Raw genomic sequence first — 12,196 nt, forward strand, 5'->3', positions numbered from 1 at the left:
GTCATTGTTTTCACTATTTTACTAGAGGAGCGTTAAAAATAGGTTAAATTACAACAATCTTTTTGAAACTTTTCATTTTTTATCTAGTCAATCTGTATCTTTCCATAAATTCCACCTCCACCAACTTCGATGGCTAATTGACCCGTTCTCGCTAAATCGATTAATTGGGCTATTTTACGTGGCACAATTTGTTCAAGTTGATCTACTGTTACACGATGCAAAATATTCATTTCTGTACCAAATGCTTCGATTAAACGTTCCATCATTTTAGGTCCAACACCTGGAATGAAATCAAGTGGTACCTGATGAATATAAGGTGGTCTATTTCGCTCATTGGGGATATCTTCAGATAACTCCTGTATACGTGTAGCTACTCCCTTGATGATTTGAGTACTTCCACAGACTGTACAAACCGCAGCTTCTTTACTTAGCTGTTCACTACATTTTGCACAAACTGTTTGATGATATTTGCCAAGCAAAGGATTTAAGCCATAATTAGCTATTACCGCTCGCCCCTGTTGCTCATGTAGGGCCATTTTTAATTCCACAAAATTCGCTTCTGCTAATCGTAACTTCTGATACTCTCTTGCCAGTTTTCCAAGCGAATGAGCATCAGAATTGCTAACGAATGTATATGCTTGTAACTCTTTGATATGACTTACCATATTTGTATCAGAGCTTAAACCTAGTTCAATGCCATCGATCAGGTGTGGATCAAAGACTTCAGTTAAACTACGACGGACCCCTTTGCCAAACAAGCTTTTAAATGGTGTAAATACATGTGCAGGGATAAAAATCCCTTCCAATTCATGCACCTTTTGCTGCAAGGTCTGGCCGTCACAATAAATACGCTGTGAACTTAAATGGATATTTTTCATATGTTGTGACATCCAGTCTGAGAACTGCCTCATAAGCTTTAGTGTAGGAAAGTAAGCAAGCACATGAATAGGACCATGACAATGTTGATCATAAATTTCAATTTCCGATCCTGGAATCAAAGTTGTTTCTTGAAAACGTAGACCACCTTCTTTTAGTTCTTGCAGTTCACCATGTGCAATCATCTCCATCATTTCTTCAATTACGTCTGGGGAGTGACAATCAATGATCCCAATAATATCTAATCCTTTTCTCGCACTAGCCGTCTCTAAAATTCGTGCTAATGTTAACGTTTTACTGCCAGTAATTTTCACTGCTCTTCCACTAGAAGTACGTCCAATATGAATATGTAAATCCGCATAGAATTCTTTCAATCCAATCACTCCTTTTAGTACGTCTATAAAATGAAAATACCTTACATTACTGCAAGGCATTTCTCACTTTATTATGATGGATGATTTTGAGTAGTGCTATTATTTGCCTCAAAAGCGCCAGAACCATGTGATGGTGTGGAGGAAGCATCATAGGCAACTAATGTCACACCAATCTTTTTTTCAAGCTCATTAATTTTTTCGAGTTGCTGCGGGTCTAATTGTGCAAACTTAATTTCTTTCATGATCATCAATCCTTTCAATCATAAAATTCCCCGAAATATAGAAAATATACTCCTGCTCCGCATAATGGTGTCTGATTGTATAATGGCGTTTCAAACGAACATTGAACAAAAAAAATGACTGATTATCAGTCATTTTTTTGTTGACATTGGTTTTCTTATTCTGTAACATACTAAATAAGTAAGGCAAAAGTGAGGGATTGCATGTCAAAGGAAGAAAAAATTATTCAAGCTGCCATTGAGGTTTTTCGTGAAAAAGGAATAGAAAAAACAAAGGTTTCAGATATCGTTAAAGCTGCTGGGATCGCTCAAGGAACATTTTATCTTTATTTCCCATCACGCCTTTCTGTTATGCCTGCTATTGCAAAAAATATGGTAGAAAGAATTATAGCTACCTTAGACGAAGGTATTTCAAGTCATAGGCCTTTTGAACAGCAACTTGAAGAGGTTGTGGAAATGGTTTTCTTAATAACGAAAGAATATGGAGATATCGTTGCCCTTATTTATGCGGGTATTGCACAAACAGAGCATTTAAAAGAATGGGAAAGTATCTATGCTCCCTATTATGACTGGATGAGTCATTTCTTACTATCTGGCCAGCAACAAGGAATGATACGTGATTCTATTGATCCAACTCGTTCAGCTAAACTGATGATTGGTCTAATTGAATCTGCTGCCGAACAAATTTATTTATTTGATGATAGCAAGGATGAAACAATGAAATTGCTCAAGCTGGAGCTTATCGATTTCCTATATCATGCACTTGGCCTACGTCACCCATAAAGTGACGTTCTCTTTTATTCTAAAAATGACTGAACGTCAGTCATTTAATCTTATCCCATGAAAGGATTTTAATGATGAAAAAAGAATGGATGTACGTCGTATTAACAAGTTTATTTGAATTGCTTTGGGTATTTGGCTTTAATGTTGCAAGCTCATGGTGGCACTGGATAATTATTGTGACAATCATTGCTATAGATTTTCACTTCTTATCGAAGGCTTGTGAGAGCTTACCTACTGGAACAGTCTATGCTATTTTCGCCGGAGCAGGTGCAATCGGTACTACATTAATGGATATTTTCATTTTCGAAGGAGAGTTTAATGCCATTAAAGGACTGTTTATGTTTATTTTAATATTAGGTGTGATTGGTCTAAAATTAGCGGATAATTCCTCTAAAGAGCAAGATCAAACGAAAGGAGCGAATGTATAATGGGTTGGGTATTTATTATTTTAGCTGCATTGTCTGAAATTATAGGTGTAATCGGCTTACGCTTCTATAGTCAGCATAAAACAATACGAAACTTTATTTTATATATTGGTGGCTTTGGTGTGTCCTTTGCTCTTTTATATGCATCTTTCAACTATTTACAGTTAAGTATTGCCTATGTAGTATGGGTAGGAATTGGCACTGTTGGAGCTGTGCTAGTAAATATCATTTTCTTTGGTGAATCCAAAAATCTATCACGTATTATTAGTATCCTAGCGATTATCATAGGTGTAGCAGGCTTAAAAGCAGTATCTTAATGTTTCTACAATAAAGGACGCCACTCTTAAATCGGAGGCGTCCTTTATTCATTTTATTTAATATGGCATGGCGAAGAAGTATTGAAGTAATTAAGATAAAAATTCGTAGATTCCATCCGCAATAAACTCTGCTGGACCACGCATCCAGATATGGTCATTTTCGGCCCATCGTATGACTAAATCACCACCACTAAGTTGGACTACTATCTCTTCTTCCTTCTGACAAAAACCATTTAATATAGCAGCCACTACCGCTGCACAAGCACCTGTCCCACATGCCTCTGTTATACCTGAACCTCGCTCCCAAACTCGGCATTTTAATGCTTTCGCATGAACGACCTCTACGAATTCAACATTGCTATGATGAGGAAATCTCACATCATTTGCTATAATCCCCCCTAATGTTTTTAGTGGTGCCTGTTCTATAGCATTCACAAAAATGACGGCATTTGGATTCCCCAAAAACAACGCCGTTACCAAAAGAGATTGTTGGGGTAACGGAAATACCTCATTGATGACATGTTCATTTGGGTTTCCTAGCATCGGAATGTCTTTGCGCAATAAGAGAGGTTTGCCCATATCGACAATCACTTCTATCACACTATTGTTTTGAACCACTACCTGTGCCAGCATAATTCCGGATTTTGTTTCAATCGTAATTAGCTCTTTTCGCATAATATGACGGTCAAAGATATACTTAGCAACACAGCGAAGACCATTACCGCAATTTGTCCCCTCAGAGCCATCTTTATTAAAAATACGCATACAACAGTCAGCAATTTTGGATGGTTGGATAATAATTAATCCATCTGAGCCAATACCTGTATGAACATTGGCCATTTTCTGAGCCAATTCAAAAAAGATATCTTCCTTGTAATCATATTGAAAAAGATCAAGATAGATATAGCTGTTGCCAATACCATGCATTTTCGTAAAGGCTATTTGCATACAGTCACTCCCTATAAAGGATGTTATATGTATTTAAATAGAAGATCTTGCTTTCCTAAACTTGGCTGACCTTCTTCGCAAATTGGTCAGGGACATATGTGAGATAAGGCTTACCTGTCAGTGAGTGTGTTTGAATATCGGCAAAGACACCAAATACATCTTGCAACAATGCTGGCGTCAGCACTTCCTCTGGTGTACCATGACAAACGATCCGCCCTTGCTGTAAAACGTAAATTTGATCGCAGTACATAGCAGCGATATTCAAGTCATGCAAAGCTGCCACTACGGTTAAATGTAAGGTCTGAATTAAATCCATGAGTTGAAGTTGATGTTGAATATCTAAATGATTCGTCGGCTCATCTAATATTAGTACCTGTGCTTGTTGAGCGAGTGCTCGTGCAACCATTACGCGCTTTTTCTCGCCTCCTGAAAGAGAGCTAAAGCTTCGTTTCTCTAAATGAGATATACCCGTTTGTCTAAGAGCATCTTTAACAATTTGGAAATCTTGCTCTTGATCAAGCTCTAATAGCTTTTTATGTGGCGTTCTCCCCATACTGACTAAATCATGCACAGTGAAATCAAATAAAACGGGTGTTTCTTGGCTAACAACGGCCAAATTTTTTGCAATTGCTTTACTTGTTTGCTTTAAAATATCCTGCTCATTTAATAATACCGTACCGCTTTCGGGTTTTAGGAGACGATACATATTTTTTAACAATGTTGATTTTCCGCTTCCATTAGGGCCAATTAATCCAACAAATTGCTTTTCTTTTATTTGAATACTTACATCATGTAGTATACGCTGATCGTAAATGGAGAATGATACTTGTTTCGCTTCTAATGTCATGGAAATTAATCTCCTTCACCGAAAGAATAGTTGTTACGACGGAGTAGCCAAATGAAAAATGGTCCTCCACAAAAAGCTGTAATAATACCAATTGGCATTTCCTGAGGAGCGATGATGATTCGAGCAAAGGCATCTGCCCACACTAAGAATATTCCACCTATTAAAGCACTAATAGGTATTACATATTTATAGTTTGAGCCCACAATTAATCGCACAATATGGGGAATAATTAATCCCACAAATCCAATAGAACCACTAACTGCGACAAGCACACCTGTTAACAGAGAAACGAGTAATATTAGCTGGATACGAAATTGCTGAAGATTCACGCCTAATGTCACTGCCGCCTCTTCCCCCAGTAATAATAAATTTAAATTGCGATAGTGTAGCCACAGTAGCCCAAATACAACGAAGAATACGAAAGCTGGAATCACAATATTATTCCATTTAGCTCCAGCTAAACTACCTAGCATCCAAAACATAACAGCCTTTAAAGCCCCTTCTTGCTTTGACATCATTAAAATAAAGTTAGAGATAGCCGTTAAGATAAAGGACACAGCCATACCTGCCAATAGCAAGCGGAAAATAGAGACACGTCCACCAACACGTGATAAGAAAAAAACAAGTGCAATGGCAAGTAATGACCCAAGAAATGCGGATACTGACAGAGCGTAAATCCCTAAAAATGAAAAGGCCCCTAAAATAATTACAGAAGTAGCTCCGACAGCTGCCCCTGAAGAAATTCCTAGAATATACGGGTCAGCAATGGAATTTCGTACAAGCGCCTGAATCGCTGCCCCCGCAATGGCTAACCCCGCTCCAACAATAGCAGCTAGCAAAACACGAGGTGCTCTTATTTGCCAAATGATGATTTCCTGTGAGCGACTCCAATCTTGTTCGATAGCATTTTGTATAAAAGGAATTTTAGAAAGAATAACTTTCCATACATATAATGGTGTAACTGAAACAGAGCCAACCATTACAGCAAATGTCATTGAAACAATTAATACCATGAAAAGTACAAAGGAAAATAACATAAATTTTTTATTCATCTGTTTTAAACTCCTACTGAATATTGATGAATGAAGCAATAAAAAAAGGTATTCCATGCGAAAATACACATAGAAATACCCTAGATTAAACAAAGTCAGAAAATATCCAGCTATTGTCCGTAATTGCTTGCATCCTCGTGGGCATTACAGGTATTACTAACTGGCAGGTCTCCTGGCTTCGATTCAACATCCTATAATTGCCTTCCCATTCTTACACAGTGGCAAATAATATTATAGGATTCCTCGTTACAGTTGCGGGACAGCATCGGACTTCCACCGACTTCCCTTTTAAGTGACATTCAAAAATATCACACCAATAGTATTTGAAGTTATAAAATTGTGACGATTCTATCATACATTTTTATAGATAGTTAGTCTACATAGAAATGCATCTAGCATTTGAGTTAACTAATTTTAATAATAAGGTTGACACAGATACTTTCGTTTTTTACACTAGCTGTAATAACTTTTAAAACGAGGTGAAATCATGGCAACTGTTACACAACATAGTCATCATAAATTAAGAACTGTCGACATTACCTATATTGGATTATTTTCAACGCTAATGATGGTGGGTGCTAATATCACTTCCTTTGCACCCTTTATGGTAGTTGGTGGTGTACCCATTACGCTTCAAACCTTTTTTGCGATTTTAGCAGGGCTTATTCTTGGTAGTAGAAAAGGTGCGCTCGCCTGTACAATTTATATGTGTGTGGGTTTGGCAGGAGCACCTGTCTTTGCTCGCTTTGGTGGTGGAATTGGTCAAATTTTAAGTCCTACCTTTGGGTTTATTATTACATTTATTTTAGCGGCATTTGTTGCAGGGTGGATCGTGGAACGAAGCGGGACAAAGAAAAGCTTTATCGTAGCTGCTTTAGTAGCAACGGCTATAAATTATTTGATAGGAACAAATTGGATGTTTTTTGCATACAAGCTTTGGGCGAGTGCGCCAGAGAATTTTTCTTATAAGCTAGCTTGGCTTTGGATGATGCCTCCACTACCAAAAGATATTATTTTAGCCATTTTTGCTGGTATCTTCGCGTATAGATTACAAAAAACATTGAAAATCATGCCCATTCAATAACATATCTCTTCACTTCTTTCGTGTCAGACTAGAGGAAAATTTATTCATAGGTCATGTCCATCATTTCTGCACATTTATTTGCTACAGTAAGGGCAAATAGTGAGGAGGATATCACATGACATTCAATAGAAGATGGTCAATCGGACTATTATCAGTAGTCGCTCTAATTAGTTTATCGGCTTGTACAGAGGATCAAACAAAGCCTGCATCCACTTCTGTGGATACTTCTGAAGAAATCGATCATTCTGCGATGAACCATTCAAGTTCTGGCGAAATACCGGCAACCTTAAAAAAAGCTGAAAACCCGAAATTTCCTGTGGGGAGTACAGCCATTATTACAGATGGACATATGGACGGTATGAAAGGAGCCGAAGCAACAATAGTAGGTGCCTATAATACGACTGCCTATGTTATTTCCTATGAGCCCACATCTGGTGGAAAGCGTATAGAAAAGCATAAGTGGGTGATTCATGAAGAATTGATTGACCCACAAGAAGCACCACTGGCTCCTGGAACAGAAGTAAAAACGGATGCAGCACATATGGAAGGTATGGAAAGTGCGACTGTCCTTATTGATGAGGCTGTGCAAACAACTGTATATATGGTTGATTATACTTCCACTACAAGTGGTGAAGCTGTAAAAAATCATAAATGGGTAACAGAAGAAGAGCTTAGCCCAAAATAATAGAAATAACCTCTACCTTCAATTCTGGTAGAGGTTATTTTTAGCTCTTATGCTCCATTGGCTTTCTATTTGCAGACTTATGCCATTTATAGCCGATGCCCCAAACAGTTTGCAAGTAATCATCTGCAGGGAAACCACTTTTTCTTAATTTTTCTCTTAAATTACGCACATGTGAATCAATGGTACGATCTTCAATCGTCACATTATATCCCCAAACTGTATGGATAAGGTGTTCTCTAGAAAATGCTCTATTTTGATGATCTAAAAATAGGGCAAGCATGGCAAATTCCTTTGGTGTTAATGGAATTGCCTTATGTTGAAAATATACTTCAAAGGACTCTCTATCTAAACAAAGCCCTTCAAAGTTAATTACTTTTTCTTCTGATTTCGATCTTCTTAATACAGCATGTATTCGTGCTAATAACTCTTCCTCATCAAAAGGCTTTAATATGTAGTCATCAGCACCAAGGTTTAAGCCTTTTACAATATCAGCATGTTCTCCTTTTGCAGTAAGCATAATGATCGGGACATCCCAAAATTTCCTAATTTCCTGACAAACCTGCCATCCATCCATCTCTGGCATCATAATATCCAAAAGAACTAAATCCACATGCTCTTCTTCTAAAAAATCCAATGCCTCTTGAATGGAAGACATGGCTCTACAAAGAAATAGTGGTTCTAAATAAAGGGTTAATAACTCTAACATTCTTGGCTCATCATCAATGCATAAAATTGTTTTCATTCATTTCTACTCCTTTAAATGATAATTCAAAAGTAGTCCCTTTATTTATTTCACTACTAACCTTTATTTCTCCACCATGCGCTTGTACAAGTTCCTTGACAATAGCAAGCCCTAGTCCAGAACCACCTAAAGCACGACTACGGGATTTTTCCACACGATAAAACCGATCAAAAATATATGGTAAATCCTTCTTTGGTATTCCTTTACCTGTATCTTCAACAATGATGCTTAAAACTTCATTGTGTTTTTTTACAGTGACGGTAGTCGTATCTCCTGGCACACAATAGATTAATGCGTTATTTAATAGATTAATCAGGATTTGCTCCAGTCTTGCTTCATCGGCACATAGTGTTAAGCCATTATCACAACGTACAACAAAATAGATACCTTTATCTTGAAAAGCAGGGCTTAATTTTTCTTCAATGCTTGTAAAAAACGAATCTAAATGTAAGTAATGTTTTTCAATTACAAATGAGTTTTCATCCATTTTTGCTAAATCAAATAAGTCTTTGATTAACCGAGAAAGTCTATTGGTTTCTTCTATTATAATAGTTAAATACTTTTGACGATCCTGCTCTGTTAAATCCCGTTTCGCAAGAATGTCTGTATAGCCTTTAATAAAGGTTAGCGGTGTGCGAAGCTCATGTGCAATACTCGATAAAAACTCCTTACGCTCTTGCCTTAAATGATTTAAATCATTCGATAGTAGCTGTATCGCATTCGATAAATCTCCAAGTTCATCTTTTCCATTCGTAGAAAGAGCGACTGTAAAATCACCCTTACTCATTTTCAATGTAGCCTCTTTCATCTGAATAAGTGGTTTAGCAAGCTTCCGAGATAGAACAATAATGACTGCAATGCTGACAAGACCAGATACAATACCCACAATGAGAAAATGCTTATTGAGACGTTTCATTAATGCATGGATGGAATCGGTATTTTGAAACATAAATACATAGCCAATCGTTACTTGCTGATTTTGAATAGGGCTTATCGTAGCAATAGCTTGAACCTTTTGCCAATTGTCTTGTAAAACTCTTCCCTCATAAGGTATATTCCCCTCTGTCTTACGAAATAGATCCCTGATTTCTAGATGTGGTTGTGAGGAGGCAAGGATTGTTCCTTCAAGGTCAGTTACCACTACGTCTGTACTTGCTTCCGATTCCATAAGAACGACATGTGCTAGTGTTTCATTATTGAAGTTCTGTTCTAATATAGTACGATGTGAGTTTCCTCTCGCTTGCAAACTGGCTAATTCCTCTTCCACTCTAGAATTGGTCAAGGAAACATGCAAAAAAAACATCATAAATGTTTCGATACAAAACAATGTGATGAAAAAGATGATGCCAAGCTTTAGTGATAATTTTCTCATCCGTAACCACCAATTTAGAATTTCTTAAAAGTATAACGTGAAAGTGTGAAGATTTCATGCAGAAGGAGCATCTTTCCAAACAAAAAATGCCCATAAGTATATTGTATACTTATGGGTCAGATTTTAATTAAATGTATTTTTTTGCCCAGTTTAAGAAGTTATCAATGACTACGTCAAGGAATTTCACTGTACCTTCATCAGTTAAATTGCCTTCTGCATCAAATTTAGTGTGAACAGCACCAATATAAACGTCATTGCCGCTTAGTAATGGTGAGTTAATGCCAGGAGAGAACAAAATATCACGTAAATGTAATTGTGCTTTTACAGTACCTAAGTTCCCCATTGATGCACCCATGATGATAGATGGTTTGCCAATCATTACTTTATCTACACGAGATAGCCAATCAATAGCATTGACCATAACCCCTGGAACAGTACCATTATATTCTGGTGTAACCCAAAGTACAGCGTCTGCAGCTTTTACTTTTGCTTTAAAATCAAGAACTGCTTGTGGAGCCTCATTTTCGATATCTTGATTATACATTGGTAGGTCCTTTAAGCTTAAAACTTCAAGGTCTAACTTTTCTGTATAACGTTTTTGAATAAATTGAGCTAATTGCATATTATAAGATTCTTTACGGATACTACCTACGATTGCTACTACCTTCATGATGTTTCCTCCTAAATGTACATTATTCATAGTATTTGTATAGCTATTGTATTTTATACCATTTTAATAATAAATGGCAAATTCTTCAACTGGCTTACGATATCCACGTAATCGACGACTGCTTTCTTTTTCTTTCCCAATAGTGATCATTAGAGCAATTTCATGTGTTTCTGGTACATTGAAAAGCTCACGCATTTTTTGATTATCAAAGCCGATCATTGGACAAGTATCCCAGCCACGATTTTTAGCAGCTAGCATGAATAACATAGCAGACAAAGATGCATTCCGAATGGCTTCATCCTTCATAAATGCTTCACCGCGGTCTTCATAAAATTTTGTATTCTCTACTACAATATCTTCTAGTTCGCCAGCTGTAATTATACCTAAATCCACCATGCCTTGACTTAGTTCAGCAGTATTCTTATAAGCTTCCTTGTCACCTAATACAAGAATTACTCCTGAAGCTGAATGCACTTTATATTGACCAAATGCCGCCTCTCTCACCTTTTCTTTCATATCCTCATCCAGCACAACGATATAATTGGCATGCTGTAAGTTAAATGCTGATGGGGCAAGCTTGACATCCTCCAAAATAGGACGTATGTCATCCTCAGTCATCTTAACGTCCTTGATAAAATTATTAGCAGAGCGACGCTTATCTATCAGCTTGGAAAATTCCATTTTTTTATCCCCCAATACAGTTATGTATTCATCCAGTGAGGCTTTTCTTTCCCAACTGGATGAAATTATGTTACTCATATTCTTTATCGAACATAATAGAACTTCTTACAGTGTCAATTGGGCGAACAAGACTTTCAATCTGTTCACGTTTTGGTTCTAAAAACGGTGGTAATGATAGTTTTTCTCCTAATGTTTCATATGGCTCATCGCCCATAAATCCTGGACCATCTGTAGCCAATTCAAATAAAATCTGCGGAGCTACACGTGCATACAATGATTCAAAGAAATGACGATTTACATAGCCAGAAGTGTGGAAACCAAAGCTTTCGAAACGTGTAGTCCATTCATCTAATACCGCACGATCCTCTACACGAAAGGCTGCATGGTGAACAGTACCAAAACCTTGACGAGCAACGGGTAACACCGTGTTATGTTCGACAATAATCTGGGCGCCATTTCCTCCCTCACCTACTTCAAATAAATGAAAGTCTCCTTCTTCTGCAATCTCTGTAAAGAGCATTACCTTTTCTAACACATCTTTAAAGTATTTAAAATTAGCTACACGGACAAATACTGGCCCTAAACCTGTAATAGCATTTTCAAGTGGGATGGGTCCATCCTGCCAAGGCGTACCTGCTGCCACACCTGTATTATGCTCATCAGAAATAAGCTGATAGTGCTGATCATCAAAATCTACGAAAGATAGTGTTTTCTTACCAAACTGTTCTTTCATACCAGTATGTTTCACATTTAAACGATCGAAGCGCTTTACCCAATAATCTAAAGCAGCATCCGTTGGTACACGGAAAGAAGTCTTTGAAATTTCATTTGTACCATGTACACCTTTTGGGATGTTAGGGAAATCAAAGAACGTCATATCTGTACCTGCACTACCTTTATCATCTGCAAAGAATAAATGATATGTTTGAATATCATCCTGATTAACTGTTTTCTTCACTAAGCGCATTCCTAATACATAGGTGAAGAATTTATAGTTTTCTTCAGCACTACTTGTGATGGCCGTAACATGGTGTACACCTTTTAAATGATTCATAGAATGCTCCTCCTATTTATCTCGATATCGAGATATATGTGTAAAAA

Annotated in this window: 15 protein-coding genes and 1 riboswitch; of the genes, 5 read left to right on the forward strand and 10 right to left on the reverse strand. The window is 37.2% G+C overall.

All coding sequences use genetic code 11. The features are described 5' to 3' along the window. Window positions 1-83: 83 nt before the first annotated feature. Entirely contained in the window at window positions 84-1,250 is a 1,167-nt protein-coding gene (locus MHB65_RS21820) for an endonuclease Q family protein (protein WP_342441699.1), read from the reverse strand. 71 nt (window positions 1,251-1,321) lie between these two features. After that, window positions 1,322-1,492 (reverse strand): hypothetical protein, encoded by a 171-nt coding sequence (locus MHB65_RS21825; RefSeq protein WP_205445806.1) that lies wholly within the window; start codon window positions 1,490-1,492, stop codon window positions 1,322-1,324. A 201-nt stretch (window positions 1,493-1,693) separates the two neighbouring features. On the opposite strand from MHB65_RS21825, the gene MHB65_RS21830 reads away from it, so the two are divergent. The 3 genes from MHB65_RS21830 (at window position 1,694) to MHB65_RS21840 (ending at window position 3,014) form a co-directional block, all read left to right on the forward strand. After that, the gene (locus MHB65_RS21830; protein ID WP_342441700.1) at window positions 1,694-2,272 is read left to right on the forward strand and encodes a TetR family transcriptional regulator; all 579 of its coding nucleotides are present in this window, start codon (window positions 1,694-1,696) and stop codon (window positions 2,270-2,272) included. A 74-nt stretch (window positions 2,273-2,346) separates the two neighbouring features. Beyond that, window positions 2,347-2,700 (forward strand): SMR family transporter, encoded by a 354-nt coding sequence (locus tag MHB65_RS21835; protein ID WP_342443777.1) that lies wholly within the window; start codon window positions 2,347-2,349, stop codon window positions 2,698-2,700. Then, window positions 2,700-3,014 (forward strand): SMR family transporter, encoded by a 315-nt coding sequence (locus MHB65_RS21840; RefSeq protein ID WP_342441701.1) that lies wholly within the window; start codon window positions 2,700-2,702, stop codon window positions 3,012-3,014. Before MHB65_RS21835 ends, MHB65_RS21840 begins: the two co-directional genes overlap by 1 nt. Before the next feature lie 90 nt (window positions 3,015-3,104). Here MHB65_RS21840 and dapF read toward each other — a convergent pair whose 3' ends face one another. The 3 genes from dapF to MHB65_RS21855 are packed head-to-tail and all read right to left on the reverse strand — an operon-like array spanning window position 3,105 to window position 5,861. Further along, the gene (gene dapF / locus MHB65_RS21845; protein WP_342441702.1) at window positions 3,105-3,962 is read right to left on the reverse strand and encodes a diaminopimelate epimerase; all 858 of its coding nucleotides are present in this window, start codon (window positions 3,960-3,962) and stop codon (window positions 3,105-3,107) included. A 55-nt stretch (window positions 3,963-4,017) separates the two neighbouring features. Beyond that, window positions 4,018-4,809, reverse strand: a complete 792-nt coding sequence (locus MHB65_RS21850; protein WP_205445813.1) for a heme ABC transporter ATP-binding protein — start codon at window positions 4,807-4,809, stop codon at window positions 4,018-4,020. 5 nt (window positions 4,810-4,814) lie between these two features. After that, complete coding sequence (locus MHB65_RS21855) at window positions 4,815-5,861, reverse strand: iron chelate uptake ABC transporter family permease subunit (protein ID WP_016993711.1); 1,047 nt, start codon at window positions 5,859-5,861, stop codon at window positions 4,815-4,817. A 144-nt stretch (window positions 5,862-6,005) separates the two neighbouring features. Further along, window positions 6,006-6,194, reverse strand: a riboswitch (cobalamin riboswitch). Window positions 6,195-6,348: 154 nt separating this feature from the next. On the opposite strand from MHB65_RS21855, the gene MHB65_RS21860 reads away from it, so the two are divergent. Next, window positions 6,349-6,945, forward strand: a complete 597-nt coding sequence (locus MHB65_RS21860) for a biotin transporter BioY (protein ID WP_342441703.1) — start codon at window positions 6,349-6,351, stop codon at window positions 6,943-6,945. A gap of 115 nt (window positions 6,946-7,060) precedes the next feature. Beyond that, a complete protein-coding gene (locus MHB65_RS21865; RefSeq protein WP_342441704.1) occupies window positions 7,061-7,630 on the forward strand; it encodes a YdhK family protein in 570 nt (189 codons plus the stop codon). Between the two features lie 40 nt (window positions 7,631-7,670). Here MHB65_RS21865 and MHB65_RS21870 read toward each other — a convergent pair whose 3' ends face one another. The 5 genes from MHB65_RS21870 to MHB65_RS21890 all read right to left on the reverse strand — a co-directional run bounded on the left by MHB65_RS21870 (window position 7,671) and on the right by MHB65_RS21890 (window position 12,149). Next, a complete protein-coding gene (locus MHB65_RS21870; RefSeq protein WP_342441705.1) occupies window positions 7,671-8,372 on the reverse strand; it encodes a response regulator transcription factor in 702 nt (233 codons plus the stop codon). Beyond that, the gene (locus MHB65_RS21875) at window positions 8,350-9,744 is read right to left on the reverse strand and encodes an ATP-binding protein (protein ID WP_342441706.1); all 1,395 of its coding nucleotides are present in this window, start codon (window positions 9,742-9,744) and stop codon (window positions 8,350-8,352) included. The genes MHB65_RS21870 and MHB65_RS21875 overlap by 23 nt, the downstream gene beginning before the upstream one ends. A gap of 127 nt (window positions 9,745-9,871) precedes the next feature. Then, entirely contained in the window at window positions 9,872-10,414 is a 543-nt protein-coding gene (locus tag MHB65_RS21880) for an NADPH-dependent FMN reductase (protein WP_205445821.1), read from the reverse strand. Between the two features lie 63 nt (window positions 10,415-10,477). After that, window positions 10,478-11,095, reverse strand: a complete 618-nt coding sequence (locus MHB65_RS21885) for a nitroreductase family protein (protein WP_205445823.1) — start codon at window positions 11,093-11,095, stop codon at window positions 10,478-10,480. Between the two features lie 70 nt (window positions 11,096-11,165). Beyond that, window positions 11,166-12,149: a ring-cleaving dioxygenase gene (locus MHB65_RS21890; protein ID WP_342441707.1), complete on the reverse strand. Its 984-nt coding sequence runs from the start codon at window positions 12,147-12,149 to the stop codon at window positions 11,166-11,168. Between the last annotated feature and the right edge of the window lie 47 nt (window positions 12,150-12,196).

This window comes from Lysinibacillus sp. FSL K6-0075 (assembly GCF_038592945.1).
Lineage (GTDB): Bacteria > Bacillota > Bacilli > Bacillales_A > Planococcaceae > Lysinibacillus > Lysinibacillus fusiformis_F.